Raw genomic sequence first — 13,453 nt, 5'->3', positions numbered from 1 at the left:
CCGTCCTTCGTTGACACCCCCACCACGGATGGGTGCGAAATATTGCGTCGTTTTCTGCGTCGATTATTGCTCGCACTTTGGCCAGCTGCAAGACCCGGGAGAGTCAGATGACGGGAGTGATGAGCGCGAGAGCGTCAGCCAGCGAGCTGGGCGTGAGCACTCCAGCAGGCAACCGAGCGGGCCAGCCGGGCCCAGCGGCGAGAACCAGAACCGGGCGCGGCCGCGTGGTGAGCAGCGCCTCCAGCTGCGCCGGGTCGCCCGTGCTGTGCGCGTGCGACCAAAGCACCACTACCGCTGGCCCGGTCCGGCGTACCGCGGCGAGCAAAGCGCTCGTAGGCACGCGCGCCCCGAGCATGCGGCAGGCCATGCCGCGCTCAGCGAGCGCCGCGGCCAGCGCTTCGAGGGCGAGGCTGTGCTGCTCCTCGTCGGCACAGGCGAGCAGGACCGTCGCCTGCGCCGGTGGCTGCGACACCGACCCGAGGACATCGCCGATGCTGCGCGAGAGCAGGTGCTCCACTTCGACTAGCTCGTTGGTGGCCGCGTGCCGTTTGCCGATCCCGATGAGCACCGGGCACAACACCTCGGCCCAGGCACCGGACACCCCGTGCGTATCGACCGCTTCCTGCACGAGATGACGCACCATGGCCTGATCCAGCCGCATCGCCGCGTTGGCCAGCCCGCGGGCCGCCGAGCCAGCCTGCCCGACCGGGATGGCATGCCCACCGCCGGCCCGGGCCTGGAACAGCGGCAGCGATTCGTCTCGCGGAGACGTCACGACACGGGCGGCTTCAGCGGCGGGAACGCCTTGCGCGGTCAGCTGGCGCATCCACTCCAGACGCTCCACATCGGACTCGGTATAGCGGCGGTGACTGCCCGCCTCGTGCCCGCTGGGACCGAGCCCATAACGCTGGTGCCACGTGCGCAAGGTGGTCACGGCGATGCCCAGGCGCCGCGACACCGCGCCCGCGCTCAGCCCCACGGTCTCCACATCTGCGAGCGTACCGCTACGAAATCACGCTTCCGTTTGGCGTTCGGCGGCCCGGGCCATGTTGCGTGCCATGCCACCAAAGACGATCGAGTGGAAGGGTGCGACCGCCCACCAGTAGAGGTGACCCGCCAGTCCCCGCGGCACGAAGATCGCCCGCTGCTCGTAATACGAACCGGCCGGGCCGTCGCCGATCCTCATTTCCAGCCAGGCCTGTCCGGGCAGTTTCATCTCCGCGCGCAGGCGCAGAAGTTCAAAGCGCTCGATCTCTTCAACACGCCAGAAGTCAAGTGCCTCACCGGCATACAGCTCATCGGCATCACGCCGTCCGCGTCGCAGCCCGACCCCGCCCACGAGCCGGTCCAGCCAGCCTCGAATCGCCCACGCCAGCGGGAAGGAGTACCAGCCGGTCTCGCCACCGATGCGTGTGACCACTCGCCACAACGCCTCGGGTGAGGCACTAACTTCGCGCGTGCGGATATCGCGATAGACCGTCCCGCCCGACCACTGCGGGTCGGTGGGCAGAGGATCGGCGGGCGCTCCGATCCAGGTCGCGTTGGCCCAGCGGGTTTCGACCTCGTCATCGCGCACCTTGGCGAGCGCGAGGCGGACCGCTTCGTCAAAGCCTTTGAGCCCACCGGGCGGATCAGGCACGAAAGCGGCGATGTCGTGCTCACGGCACACGGCCTCGTGAATCAGGCTTAGTACCAACGGTTTCGCGATCCGCCCCGGCACTGGCGTAACCAGGCCAACCCATTGCGAACTCAGCCAAGGCGACAGTGTCCGCACGGGAATGATGATGCGGGGCGGGAGCTGAGCCACCCGCGCATAGCGGCGCATCATGTCGGCGTAGGTGAGCACGTCCGTGCCGCCGATGTCGAAGTCCCGGTTGACTTCTTCGGTGACAGACGCCCACGCGACGAGATAGTGCAGCACGTCGCGGACCGCGATCGGCTGAATCCTGTTATGCACCCAGCGCGGAGTCACCATGACGGGCAGCCGCTCGGTCAGATAACGCAACATCTCAAACGAGGCTGACCCGGAGCCAATGATGACCGCGGCACGAAGCGTCACCGTTGGCACGCCTGAAGCGGTGAGAATCTCGCTGACTTCGTCCCGTGAACGTAAGTGCGCGGAAGCGTGTGTCCCTTCGGGTTCCGGTCCACCAAGGTAGACAATCCGGCTAACGCCAGCGCTTAACGCCGCCTCGGCGAAAATCTCGGCCGCACGGCGGTCTTTGTCGGCGAAGTCAGGTGAGCCCAGCGAGTGGGCGAGGAAGTAGGCGACGTCGATGCCCTCTAACGCCTGGCGCACCTCCGCGGGCTCAAGCAAATCGCCCTGCACCACTTCGGCACGGTCAGCCCACGGGACGTCGCGCAGCCGCAGCGCGGAACGCGTCAAGCAGCGGACAGTGTGGCCCGCCTCGATCAGGCGCGGCGCTAGCCGGCCGCCGATATAACCGGTGGCCCCGGTGACCAGGCAACGCACGCCCATGCCCCGATCATGCCAGAGCGCAGGGACTTCCGTTCAGGGTAAAGCTGGCTGGCAGGGGATTGCCGCCCGACCACACGCCCTCAAAGCCCAGCTTGACGCTCTGTTTGGGCTCGATGCGCCCGTTGCTTCCCGCGTTGATCGCGGTGACGCTCGCCCCGGTCTGCGTCATGGTCGCGTTCCAATGGTTGCGGACTTCCTGCGCCGCGCTGAAGGTCCACATGAGACGCCAGCCCTCGACGGGGACAGCCGAGGTGTTCGTGATGATGACGTCGGCGACGAAACCCGGATTCCATTGCGAGCGAACAACATACTCGACCGTGCAACCGCTGGCGGGTTTGGCCGGGCTGACGCTCGCGGAAGGACTGGGCGGGGCGGAAAGGAGCGGCAACACCGACGGCGTGGGGCTCGGGACGGTCACGGGAGACGTTGTGGGAGAAGGCGTGAGCGACGGTTCGGTCAGGATGGGCCTAGCTGCGGTCGGGCGCAGGAAGAGGGCGACGACGACGATCAGCCCTGCGACCACTGCCGCGGCGACGACCCAGGGCAGCCGGCTGCGCCGGGCTGGCGGGGGCGGCGGCGGAGCCGGCAGCGCCACCGGAATGCGGACCGTAATGCTCGTGCCATTTTCCGGCCACGTGCGCACTTCCAGCGTTCCGCCTTGCAGCCGGGCCCGCTCGTCCATCCCGGCGAGCCCCTGACGGCCGTCGGACCACAGCGCGGTCAGCCCGCCTTCGAACGAAAATCCTTGTCCATCATCGGTTATGGTGAACCGCAGCTGACCGTCCTGATAGGACAGAATGAGCAAGACCTGCTGGGCGTGCGCGTGTGCCGCGATGTTGTGCAGCGCCTCGCGCGCGATCCAGAGCAGATCCGCTCGCACCTCGCTCGGGACGGCCGGGACCTTCGGGCTGATGTCAAACGTCACCGGCAGCCGCGTGGCGGCCGACCAGTCACGGCCCAGGGAGGTCAGTGCGTCAGGCAACGAGGGGTCAGGCACCCGAAGATTGTGACGGTTCAGCTACCACCCGCGCTACTTGGCGTCGGTTAGAAGGCAGCTCCGGCGAGAAGTGACTCCGCCACCGCGGTCCGGGTGTTCAGCACGGCGTGCCCGGAACGGTGTGCCGTCACCAGGCCGGCCGCCCGCAGGGCGTTGAGCTGCTGCGACACTCCCCCAGCGGACAGTCCTGTGCGACGGGCCAGGTCTGTGGTGGACACCGGCGCGTCAAGGGCGGCAAGCAGTTGTGCCCGCGTCTTGCCGATGACCGCGACCAGGGCGTCGGGAGCCTCAGCCGGGCACTCCCATAGCGTGGCCACTCCCCTTGCGGGATAAGCCAATTGGGGCTGCTCCGCCTTTGAAACGCTCAGCACCGACGGCCAGACGAAAGCCGATGGCACGAGCAGCAGCCCGGCGCCTTCTAACGCGGTCGTTCCCGAGCAGTATCGGTGGGCGATCGACAGGGTGCCTTCCTCCCAGCGCACGCGCTGGTGCAGATCATTGAGCAGTCCCTCGGCGCCGTCTTCGGCGAGGCGGCGGGCGCGGTAGAACACCTCGGCCTCGAGCAGAGCCCGGATCCGCGGCCAGTGCGCAGCGATCGCCAGCTGCCAATACGTCTTGATCTCCGCGGCCACCTGAGCCAGCCCCGCGCGCGGATCGTCGAGGAAGATCTGCGGAATCGGACGGCCCATGTGTTCGAGATCGGCCTTGACCAACTCCTCGGGTGTGTTCAGCAACACGTCGAGTTCATCGTCGAGATCGGGGACCAGCGTCAGCGGGGCAGGAGTCAGGAAATCAGGCATGTAGGTCTTGCCGCTGGAAATCAACACGTCAAGTAAGGGCAGGTCCTGGCCGTCGAGTTGCTGGCGCGCCCGTGTCACCCACGGCAAATGCACCGCGTGATCGCCCGGATCGCGAAGCACCCGGATGCTCGCCGCGACCTCCCACAGGCACGAGAACCCGAACCTGATCCGTGCCACGTCACCTGCGGAAAAGGCGATTGTCAGCACCTGGCGCCCCCTAAGATTCGGCTGGAGCTAAAACAATACCGCCGGAGATCACGGCCAGCCAGATTGATCGCATGGTTACGCAAGATCTTCGGGTACCGGCCGGGTTCATCGCCCAGCGCTTCGGCGGACTGCCGCGGGCGTTCTGGATCGTCTTCAGCGGCACGATCGCCAACCGCGTCGGGGACATGGTCGTCCCTTTCCTCGTCTTCTTCCTCGGTTCGCGTGGGATCACCGCGGCGCAAACAGGCACAGTCGTCGTCGCTCTCGGTGTCGGTGGATTCGCCGGCCCGGCACTCGGAGGTTTCCTAGCGGACCGCATCGGCCGCAAGCCCGCGCTGCTCATCGGTCTCGTCGCGACCCCAGCTAGCCTGGGACTCCTCTTCGCCGCGCCGTCGCTGCCCACGCTGATGGCCGCGGCTGTCCTATTAGGACTGACGAGCAAACTGTTCTTGCCCGCCGCCAACGCCCTCATCGCTGACTCAGTCACGTTTGAGCAGCGCCCCAAGGCGTTCAGCCTCATCCACTGGGCTATCAACATCGGCACCGCCGTGGCCGCCGCGACGGCGGGATTCCTTGCCGGGCGCGGGTTTGGGCTGTTGTTCTTCATCGACGCCGTGACGTGCCTCGTGTTCGCGGGCATCGTCGCCTTTGGCATCAAGGGCGGGGCCAGGCCCGTCGCCACCAAGACATCCAGTGGGTACTCCGTAGTGCTGCGCGACCGCTTGATGCTCGCCGTCATCGCCCTGACGCTGGCCGCCACCACCGTCTACAGCATGACCGAGTTCGCGATCCCACTGTCGATCCGCCTGGATGGCTTGCCGCCCACCGTCTTTGGTCTCGTCGCGGTGGTGAACGCGATTGGTGTCATCGTCTTGCAGCCCGTGCTCTACACGAAGCTAGCCGCCATGGGCCGCACCAAGGTCCTGGCCGCTTCCTACCTGCTCGTCGGCATCGGTGTCGCCGCAACGGGTTTCGCGCACACTCCCCTGGCCTACGTCGCCGCCGCTCTCATTTGGACCTCAGGTGAAGTCGCGGGCGGCATCGTCGCTGGAGGCATCGTGGCCGACCTCGCCCCCGAAGAAGCCCGCGGCCGTTACCAGGGCGCGATCCTGTGGTCCTGGGGCGTCGCCCGTCTCGTCGGCCCCGCCATGGCGACCGTCCTGATCACGACGGCCGGCCCGGCGGTGCTGTGGTGGACCTGTGCTGCCCTTGGCATCGCCGGCACCTTCGGTGCTCTCCGCCTCACCAGTGCCCTAGCCACCCGCACCGGCCGCCCGTGACCGGCGATGCTATTTGGTGCGGCGGAGGGTGAGGTAGGCGGACGTTTCGCCGTCGGGGACGTAACGGTCGATCTCGTCGGTGAAGCCGTGGGCGGTCGCGAAACGCAGACCGTCCACATTGGGCTCCCAGACGATGGTCGCGACGCCTTCGCCGCCGGACTCGGCCGCCTGGCCCAGGGCGCGTTCGAGCAGGGTGGCGCCGATGCCCTGCCGGCGATAGTCAGGCAGGACACGCACGATGACGATCGGCTCGGCTAAGTCAGGCGATGGAGGGCGGACCGTCGTGCACGCGACCAGGGCCTCGCCCAGGTAGGCCACATCGAGATGGTTGCGCTGCAAGCGTTCCCGGACGTCGTCAAAGCCGAGCTCGTCGGGGATGATGGCGTTGTGGACCTGCCGCCAGTCCTCGATGTCGGTGTCGGTCACCACCATGTGAACGCGAAGATCAGACATGCACGCTACCGTAGCGCCTCGCCATGGCGAGCAGGTGAGCGTGGGCGTATTCACAGATCAGCGCGTGCTCATAGACCGCCCGGGGCACGTCCAAGCTGGAGTCGACCCGGATCACGTTGGTGCCTGGGCGCCAGCGAAGGAACGTCTCGTCGCCCGTCATCCCGGCGAGAAGCGCCAGCAACGACTCGTCGAGCCGTAGCGAGTGGACGGCCCGCTCGTATTCCGAGCGCGTCAGGCAAAAAGCGAACGGGATGTTCATCAAGCACAGAGCGGTTTGGATGTCGAGGTTCAGCCAACGGCGCACCCCCTGGCCTGGGTTTATCTCATCGACGGCGAGCATGGAGTAGTCGAGATCGGCTTGCTGCCCCACGGGTTTCAGCGCCGCGAGAACGTCGTAGACATTGAGGTCGTGCTGGATGACCGCGCTGTCACCCAATTCCGTCAAGGTGGTGGGCCGCAACGTCACCTCGGGCAACGCCGAACCCGAGTTGCGGATGAGGAAGTTCAGCAAGTTCGTCTCGACCTGAAAGTGCCGGATGAGCAAGGCGCCCGCGGTCGGCGAGACGAAACGGTGCAGGAACCAGACGCACAGCCGGTCCATGGTGGTGTGCAACCGGAACGATACGAAGGTCTTCAGGAAACGGATCGCCCAGACAGCCACTTTGGAGACCACCCGTGCCGTTGGGTAGAGCCAGCGGCGGCTCCACCCCCGCTGGTCGTGCACCACCATGCGCAACGTTTGCCGGTCAACCTCGATCGTGGGATCGAGCATGATGGCGGTCCACACGTTCATGCCCGCATCTCCTCAAGCTGGAAGGCGTAGAGCCGGGCGACGACCTCGGCGGTCCGCACGATCCGCGGCACATCCTCGGGCCGCACCAGGCTGAGCAGGTGGTTGAGTTCGCCGATGTGCTCCTCGTCGGCCTCCCCGTGGTAGCGCAGGAAACTCACCTGATTGTCGGCGAGGTCCAGCTGTTGCTGCAGTTGTCTTGCCCAGCCCAGAGCGAGCCTGTTGCCGAGTCCTTCGATGATGAACATAGCTCCCAGAAGGTCAACCGGATCTGGCTGGCTGGCTTGCTGGAAGATGAACGCGGATAGTGCTTCTGAACCAATGTTCTTGCGCCCCTTACGAATCGCGGCCAAGTCCCCACCCGCCGCGGCAAAATCTTGTTCCAGTAAACGGAAATCCCGGTGTTCGTCGGCCGCGTGCTTGATGGCCGCGCTGCGGAACTCAAACATCTCAGGCGAGAAGTTCGACGCCGCCCGGGAAATCCAGCGCCCACCCTCGATGACCTGCTGACGCAGGTGCAGCAGGAGCAGACGGTAGTCGTCGATGGTAGCCGTGCCGCCCTCGATGCGCCGCACGATCCTGGTGCCGCGCAACGTTTCCTCGAACCCGTTCCACACCCGGGCGAGTTCGGTGAGCAGTTCCCCTTGCGGGGCAACGCAGGTCAGGTGCGCGAAGGCGAAGGTGAACCGGCCCGACTCCGGCACGGCCAGCAAAATCCGGTCCCCGGGCGCGAAGCGTCCCGTGCGCATGGCCTCTTCGAGCATGATGAAGATGCTTGCCGCGCCCGTGTTTCCGCTCGTGTGCAGGTTAGTGAACCACTTGCTTTCGTCTATGACCAAAGAAGCTTCTTCGAGCAGCTTGAACACGTCGCCCCGGAACCGCTCGGCGCTGTAGTGACACAGCAGGTGATCGATCTCCCCCGCCTGGACCCGTCCCGCGTGCACAAGCTCGCGGAATTCTTGTACCCCCGTGCGGAACAGGTCAGGCAGCATGGACACGTCTTGGCGCAGCTGAACGAGCCCAATGTCGGGAGTGGACGGATCGAGCCAGGTGCTGCCCGCTGAGGGGACGCCGCCGGCTGACATGCAGACCGCTCTTTCGTGCGCATACGACACCGAGTGCGTCCAGTCCAGCCGCAAGCTCAAACCGTCAGGCCGCGGCTGGTTCTCCAGCACCAGGGCACCGGCACCGTCGGAAAGTGTCCAGCGCAGGAACTCGGTGTCCATGGACCGGGTCCGCTGACCGCGCAGTGAGCGGCTCACGAGCTCGGATCCGACGACGACCGCCCGCTGATGGTCACCGGCCTGGATCGCCCGGGAAGCGGCCGCCAGGGCCGCCATGCTGGAGGCGCACACTCCGCCCGCGGACAGGAGTTCCAGCTTGTCGCCCCCGAGCCGGCCGTGCACCATCGACGCGAAGCCTGGTACCAGCAAATCAGCCTGCGTCGTCCCCGTCGCCAGCATGCCGATGTCTTCGAGCGCCAGACCGCGCTCCTTGAGTGCCGCTTGCACGGCATGCGCGGCCAGTTCCTCGTTGAGCATCGTGACCTGGCCCTGCTCGTCGAGGGCGAAGTGGCGCTGGCGAATCCCGTTCGCCGCCATAATCCGGTGCCGGACCGCCCCTGACCCAGAGTCACCAAGGCGGCGGGCGGCTTCCTCGTTGTCCAGAGCCTCACCGGGGAGATACGTCCCAGCGGCGGTCACATAAACGGTCATGCCCTCAATTGACGCAGTCCAGCGCGCTGGCGCCCTGAGTTCCCGTACTCAGATCACGCTGAGTAATACAACTTCTCTTAACGTGAGCAAGACTTGAATGTGAGCCTAGGTCACCTTCACACTGTCCAAATGCAACTGAGCCAAGACGTGATGACCGCGAATCCTCACGCCGTTTTCGCCGCGATGCGCCAGCAGACAGCTGTCGCTGAAATCCCTCTCGGCGACAGCGGTATCAACGGATACCTCATCACCCGCTATGAAGATGCCAAACGTGCCCTGACCGACCCCCGCCTGGCGAAGGGGCCGACCAACCTCATCATGCCGCCAGAGATGGTCAAGGCCGGGCTCAGCAAGCACATGCTCAGCGCCGACGCCCCTGAGCACTCACGCCTGCGCAAGCTCGTGTCGCTGGAATTCACGCCCCGGCGCATCGAGGCCCTGCGCCCACGCATTCAGCAGATCTCCGACGACCTGATCGCCGCGATGGCTGCAAAGGAATCCGCCGACCTCGTCGACGACTACGCCTTCCCGCTGCCGTTCCAGGTCATCTGTGAACTCATCGGCGTCCCCATGATCGACCGCGATGACTTCCGCTCGTGGTCCAACATCCTGCTCGACGAATTCATGGTTGGCACGCCCGAGTCCGTCGCGGCCGCCGAGTCCATGGAGAGCTACATCCAGTCGCTCGTGGCACGCAAGCGGTCCGAGCCCGACGATGCCCTGCTCAGTGGACTGATTCAGGCCAGTGACGCGGGCGACAAGCTCGACGAGGATGAGCTGACCTCCCTGGTCTTCCTGCTTCTCGTGGCCGGTCACGAAACCACGGTCAACCTCATCGGCAACGCGATGTTCCTGCTGCTGCAGCGCCCCGAGGTCGCCGACTCGCTGCGCGAGAACCCCGATCTGATCCCGAACGCGATCGAGGAGTTCCTGCGTTACGAAAGCCCGGTCAAGACCGCCACCCTGCGCATGGCGGTGGAGGAAGTCGAGTATGGCGGTGTCTCGATCCCGGCCGGAAACCTTGTCTTCATTGGACTGATGTCGCCGAACCGGGACGAGTCAGTGTTCCCGGAGCCGGATGCTTTCGACATCTCCCGCACCGAAGCCGCCCAGCACCTGGCTTTCGGTCACGGCATGCACTTCTGCCTGGGCGCCCCCCTCGCCCGGATGGAAGCCCGCATCGCCATCGGTGGCCTGCTCAGCGCCTTCCCCAAGTTGCGGTTCGCGGCCGCTGAATCCGAGTTGGCCTGGCGCCCGGGAATGCTTCTGCGGGGCCTGCAACACCTGCCGGTTCAGCTTTCCTAGCAACGGTTTCACCGCTAACGGCTCCTGAGGAACCCCCGATCTCAGGAGCCGTTCGCGTTCCTGGAAAACGTACGATCGTAGTTTGAAGCGACGGATACCGTGCTAGCCTCTCAGTTAGGCACTTAGAAAGTACGATCGTAGGTTGAAGAGGGCTAAGCATGGTCCGTCCACGAAAATTGCAGCTTCCAAACGACGAACGTACGTCGAAGCTGGCGGCTTTGGCGCAAGCCGTGCGCTCGCGACGAGAAACACTGGGGCTGCGTCAGGATGAACTGGCCGCACTCGCTGGTTGCTCGACGAGCTTCGTCTCCTTCGTCGAGCGGGCGAAGCCCACCATTCAAGTGGGCAAACTCCTCGATGTGCTGGCTGTGCTCGGGCTAGACCTAAGCGTGGTGCCAGGCACGGGACGGATAGCGCATGACGATTGAGCTCCCACGCCTCGTCGATGTCGAGATCGCCGATGTCTACAAACAAGGCAGGCTGGCCGCCACCCTGACGCGCACAGCCGAAGGTCTGACGTTTCGCTATCTCGACGATTACCTTGCAGGAGAAGGCTTTCCGGTCGCGACGACGTTACCCAAGACCGAAGCGGTGGTCCGGACTCCAGCCGGAGCCGCACCGCCTTTCTTCGCTGGCTTGCTGCCTGAAGGCCGCCGCCTGACCGCCCTTCGGCGCAACATCAAGACATCTGCCGATGACGACCTGTCGATCCTGCTCGCCGTGGGCTCCGACCTCATCGGCGATGTGCAAGTGTTTCCGCACGGCGAAATGCCCGCCGCAGCCGCCCCCGTTCTGCTGGGCGACTTCGCGGAGATCTCGTTCAAGGAAGTCTTCGCGCAGGTCGTTGGCAGCGAACCAGACCGCGTCGGACTTCCGGGAGTCCAAGAGAAAGTCTCGGCCCACATGATCTCGGTGCCTCTGACAAGCCAATCGCAACACTTCATTCTGAAGCTCAACCCACCCGAGTTCCACCACCTGGTCGAGAATGAAGCTTTCTTCCTTCGTGCCGCCAGGTTATGCGGGCTGAACGTCGTTGAGGCCACTCTAGTGTCCGATAAGGATGGTGAGCCTGGTTTGCTCATCAGCCGCTTTGACAGGCCGCCAACTGGACGGCGGTTAGCGGTGGAAGACGGTTGCCAGGTGCTCGGCCGGTATCCCGCGGACAAATACGCCATTCCCACGGCCACCCTCATCCGGGCGCTCAGCGAGCTGTGCCGTGCGCGACCTGTTGCGGCCCGAGACTTGTTGCGCCAGTGCATCTTCGCCTACCTCAGTGGCAATGGCGACGCCCATGCGAAGAACTTCGCCATACTTCAGCTTCCTGACGGTGAATGGCGTGTGACAGCCGCTTACGACTTGCCGTCTTCTCAGCCCTACCCCAGCGTGGACGCGACAATGGCACTGTCCGTCAACAGCAAGCGTGGCGATGAGCTGAGCGGCAAGGACTTCGTCACGGTCGGCGAAGGTGCCGGTGTCCCGGCGAAGGCCACCAGGCAAGTGATTGGCGAAGTCTGCGAACGGGCCGACCTGTGGCTTGCGGACGTGATGGATCTGCCCTATGACAGCGGCAGACTCCGCAAACTCCGCCGGTTCATCGACATGCGCCGCTCGAGGCTACTTCGCTTCTGAGGCGGGGGTTTCGTCTAGCCAGTATGCGATCTGATAGGTCTTACGGTTAGCCCACAGGCGCAGTTCCCGTCCGTGATAGGCGAAACCGAAGGCGGCCAGCAGCAGCACGACCATCGCCACCGCGGCCAGCACGCGATGTGGGCCGAAACCAATCTCAGCCAGCGCGGCAAACGCGAAAAGCGCCGTAGGCACAGCCGAACTGCGCAGCATCAGCCCCGTTGCCCGCAGCCGCGAGACCTCAACGGCCACTTCACGATTACGCAGCTCCGCCCGCGCCAGCAACAGCATCGGGTCGACGAACTTGAACTCCCGCTCGCTGACCTTAGCCGCGTCCTCAGCGATGCCGGTCCAAGCCACGTGAGCGTCCTTGCGCGGGCGGTACAGACCGTCCACAACGGACCCCGCGACGAGGAACACGAGCTGTCCCAGCAGATAGCTCACCACCGCGATGCCAACGGCGAGCGCCCATCCCGGAATCGCCGCGAACGCCGACAGCTCCACCAGATTCAGCCGCACCGCCAGATAGGTGAAGAAGGCCAGCTGCAGCGAGCCCGGTATGGCGTAGGTAAACAGATCGAAAATGCCCAGGGTGAATGTCACGGGTCACAGTGTCGGTAATTCAGGCGAGTTCTGCTAGATGGCTGTCATAGTCTCGCCACCATGACCCTTGCCTTTGATCATGCCGGAACCGGCTCCGCCATCGTCCTGCTCCACTCCTCCGTGTGCGACCGGCGCATGTGGGACAAGCAGTGGCAATCGCTCCTGGGCGCCGGTTACCAGGTCGTGAGGTGCGATTTCCGGGGTCATGGAGACACACCCGCGCCCATCGAGCCTTATAACGCGGCCGAGGATGTCGTCGAGGTCCTCGACCAGCTGGGGCTCGGCGCGGTCACGCTCGTGGGCGCGTCTTATGGCGGGCGCGTCGCGCAAGAGATCGCCTCCCGCTGGCCGCATCGCGTCACGAAACTTGGCCTCGTTTGCGCCGCGGCCGACTTTCCGCCCACGGATGCCATCAAAGCCTTTGGCAGCAAGGAAGATGAGCTCCTCGAAGCGGGCGACGTGCTGGCCGCGACACAGCTCAACGTGGACACCTTCGCCGGGCCGCGCGCCAGCGACGAGACCCGGGCGTTCATCGCCGAGATGCAACAGCACGCTTTTGAACTTCAGCTCGCCGTGGCGGACTATCCGCCGTCGCGCAAGGCTGACTTCTCGCTCAAGGCGATCACGGCCAAGACAACCGTCGTGAAGGGGCTGCTGGACGTTGACTACTTCCAGCTCATCGCCGACATGCTGGTCACGGAAATCCCGGACGCGCAACTGGTGACATTGCCGTGGGCCGGTCACCTGCCCTCGCTGGAAGACCCCGAGCAGTTCGCCCCGGTGCTTCAGCGTCTCGTCAGCGAGGGCTAAGGCGTCCGGTCACATCTGCAGCGACTCTTCGATGTTTTTCAGCTTGTGCCTGGCCATCGCCAAATTCGCGCGCGACTTGGCCAGCACCAGATAGAGGAACAATCCGTGGGTCTTGTGACTCGTCAGCGGCCGGATCACGTGGTATTGCGTACCCAAGGTGATCAATATGTCTTCGATGGAATCCTTCAACCGCAACATTTCGAGGGTACGCAGCTTGGCCCGCACAACGTCGGTGTTGCCGGCCGCGGCGATCGAAAGGTCGAAATCTGAACTGGATCCGATGGTGCCCAAAGCCATCCCGCTGGTGTAGTCGACTAGCGCCGCCCCAATGGCGCCTTCGATCTGCATCGCCTCTTTGAGCGAACTTTCCATGTCGGTCATGTTTCTC

The 13,453-nt window shown here is 65.0% G+C and carries 14 protein-coding genes; 5 read left to right on the top strand and 9 right to left on the bottom strand.

From position 1 onward, the window contains the following. Positions 1–103 precede the first annotated feature (103 nt). Genes A3E1_RS0111890 through A3E1_RS0111875 form a run of 4 tightly spaced genes read right to left on the bottom strand, consistent with a single transcriptional unit; the run spans position 104 to position 4,483 of the window. Positions 104–988 carry a MerR family transcriptional regulator gene (locus A3E1_RS0111890; RefSeq protein WP_020520992.1) on the bottom strand — a complete coding sequence of 295 codons (885 nt, stop codon included), beginning with the start codon at positions 986–988 and terminating at the stop codon, positions 104–106. A 24-nt stretch (positions 989–1,012) separates the two neighbouring features. Further along, positions 1,013–2,473 carry an SDR family oxidoreductase gene (locus tag A3E1_RS0111885; protein WP_026208342.1) on the bottom strand — a complete coding sequence of 487 codons (1,461 nt, stop codon included), beginning with the start codon at positions 2,471–2,473 and terminating at the stop codon, positions 1,013–1,015. 13 nt (positions 2,474–2,486) lie between these two features. Beyond that, positions 2,487–3,476, bottom strand: a complete 990-nt coding sequence (locus A3E1_RS0111880) for a cellulose binding domain-containing protein (RefSeq protein WP_020520990.1) — start codon at positions 3,474–3,476, stop codon at positions 2,487–2,489. Positions 3,477–3,523: 47 nt separating this feature from the next. Further along, positions 3,524–4,483 (bottom strand): ArsR/SmtB family transcription factor, encoded by a 960-nt coding sequence (locus tag A3E1_RS0111875; RefSeq protein ID WP_020520989.1) that lies wholly within the window; start codon positions 4,481–4,483, stop codon positions 3,524–3,526. Between the two features lie 71 nt (positions 4,484–4,554). Between A3E1_RS0111875 and A3E1_RS0111870 the strand changes: the two genes are divergently transcribed. Continuing rightward, positions 4,555–5,763, top strand: coding sequence for an MFS transporter (locus tag A3E1_RS0111870; protein ID WP_020520988.1), 1,209 nt, complete (start codon positions 4,555–4,557; stop codon positions 5,761–5,763). Positions 5,764–5,772: 9 nt separating this feature from the next. Here A3E1_RS0111870 and A3E1_RS0111865 read toward each other — a convergent pair whose 3' ends face one another. The 3 genes from A3E1_RS0111865 to A3E1_RS0111855 are packed head-to-tail and all read right to left on the bottom strand — an operon-like array spanning position 5,773 to position 8,721. After that, positions 5,773–6,216, bottom strand: a complete 444-nt coding sequence (locus tag A3E1_RS0111865; RefSeq protein ID WP_020520987.1) for a GNAT family N-acetyltransferase — start codon at positions 6,214–6,216, stop codon at positions 5,773–5,775. Beyond that, on the bottom strand, positions 6,209–7,009 hold the full coding sequence (locus A3E1_RS0111860; protein ID WP_020520986.1) for a DUF6999 family protein: 801 nt from the start codon (positions 7,007–7,009) through the stop codon (positions 6,209–6,211). The genes A3E1_RS0111865 and A3E1_RS0111860 overlap by 8 nt, the downstream gene beginning before the upstream one ends. Continuing rightward, positions 7,006–8,721 (bottom strand): 3-oxoacyl-[acyl-carrier-protein] synthase III C-terminal domain-containing protein, encoded by a 1,716-nt coding sequence (locus tag A3E1_RS0111855; RefSeq protein WP_020520985.1) that lies wholly within the window; start codon positions 8,719–8,721, stop codon positions 7,006–7,008. The genes A3E1_RS0111860 and A3E1_RS0111855 overlap by 4 nt, the downstream gene beginning before the upstream one ends. Positions 8,722–8,850: 129 nt before the next feature. Between A3E1_RS0111855 and A3E1_RS0111850 the strand changes: the two genes are divergently transcribed. The 3 genes from A3E1_RS0111850 to A3E1_RS0111840 all read left to right on the top strand — a co-directional run bounded on the left by A3E1_RS0111850 (position 8,851) and on the right by A3E1_RS0111840 (position 11,655). Then, a complete protein-coding gene (locus A3E1_RS0111850) occupies positions 8,851–10,026 on the top strand; it encodes a cytochrome P450 family protein (RefSeq protein WP_020520984.1) in 1,176 nt (391 codons plus the stop codon). Between the two features lie 158 nt (positions 10,027–10,184). After that, positions 10,185–10,454 (top strand): helix-turn-helix domain-containing protein, encoded by a 270-nt coding sequence (locus tag A3E1_RS0111845; protein ID WP_020520983.1) that lies wholly within the window; start codon positions 10,185–10,187, stop codon positions 10,452–10,454. Then, positions 10,444–11,655 carry a type II toxin-antitoxin system HipA family toxin gene (locus tag A3E1_RS0111840; protein WP_020520982.1) on the top strand — a complete coding sequence of 404 codons (1,212 nt, stop codon included), beginning with the start codon at positions 10,444–10,446 and terminating at the stop codon, positions 11,653–11,655. The genes A3E1_RS0111845 and A3E1_RS0111840 overlap by 11 nt, the downstream gene beginning before the upstream one ends. Here the strand turns inward: A3E1_RS0111840 and A3E1_RS0111835 are convergent. Beyond that, positions 11,641–12,255, bottom strand: coding sequence for a hypothetical protein (locus A3E1_RS0111835; RefSeq protein ID WP_020520981.1), 615 nt, complete (start codon positions 12,253–12,255; stop codon positions 11,641–11,643). The two genes, A3E1_RS0111840 and A3E1_RS0111835, sit on opposite strands and share 15 nt — an antisense overlap. Before the next feature lie 60 nt (positions 12,256–12,315). On the opposite strand from A3E1_RS0111835, the gene A3E1_RS0111830 reads away from it, so the two are divergent. Next, positions 12,316–13,065: an alpha/beta fold hydrolase gene (locus A3E1_RS0111830; protein WP_020520980.1), complete on the top strand. Its 750-nt coding sequence runs from the start codon at positions 12,316–12,318 to the stop codon at positions 13,063–13,065. A gap of 9 nt (positions 13,066–13,074) precedes the next feature. Here the strand turns inward: A3E1_RS0111830 and A3E1_RS0111825 are convergent, their stop codons facing one another. Then, a complete protein-coding gene (locus A3E1_RS0111825) occupies positions 13,075–13,446 on the bottom strand; it encodes a hypothetical protein (RefSeq protein WP_020520979.1) in 372 nt (123 codons plus the stop codon). Positions 13,447–13,453: the final 7 nt, after the last annotated feature.

This window comes from Catelliglobosispora koreensis DSM 44566 (genome assembly GCF_000379685.1).
Taxonomy (GTDB): Bacteria; Actinomycetota; Actinomycetes; order Mycobacteriales; family Micromonosporaceae; genus Catelliglobosispora; species Catelliglobosispora koreensis.
The sequence above is the reverse complement of the archived record's forward strand: the minus strand, read 5'-3'. Positions and strand labels throughout refer to the sequence as shown.

Bases quoted from the DNA above. Each gene is read 5' to 3' on its own strand.
- A3E1_RS0111870 (WP_020520988.1), top strand. From the start codon at position 4,555: ATGGTTACGCAAGATCTTCGGGTACCGGCCGGGTTCATCGCCCAGCGC.
- A3E1_RS0111865 (WP_020520987.1), bottom strand. From the start codon at position 6,216: ATGTCTGATCTTCGCGTTCACATGGTGGTGACCGACACCGACATCGAG.
- A3E1_RS0111860 (WP_020520986.1), bottom strand. From the start codon at position 7,009: ATGAACGTGTGGACCGCCATCATGCTCGATCCCACGATCGAGGTTGAC.
- A3E1_RS0111855 (WP_020520985.1), bottom strand. From the start codon at position 8,721: ATGACCGTTTATGTGACCGCCGCTGGGACGTATCTCCCCGGTGAGGCT.
- A3E1_RS0111850 (WP_020520984.1), top strand. From the start codon at position 8,851: ATGCAACTGAGCCAAGACGTGATGACCGCGAATCCTCACGCCGTTTTC.
- A3E1_RS0111845 (WP_020520983.1), top strand. From the start codon at position 10,185: ATGGTCCGTCCACGAAAATTGCAGCTTCCAAACGACGAACGTACGTCG.
- A3E1_RS0111840 (WP_020520982.1), top strand. From the start codon at position 10,444: ATGACGATTGAGCTCCCACGCCTCGTCGATGTCGAGATCGCCGATGTC.
- A3E1_RS0111830 (WP_020520980.1), top strand. From the start codon at position 12,316: ATGACCCTTGCCTTTGATCATGCCGGAACCGGCTCCGCCATCGTCCTG.
- A3E1_RS0111825 (WP_020520979.1), bottom strand. From the start codon at position 13,446: ATGACCGACATGGAAAGTTCGCTCAAAGAGGCGATGCAGATCGAAGGC.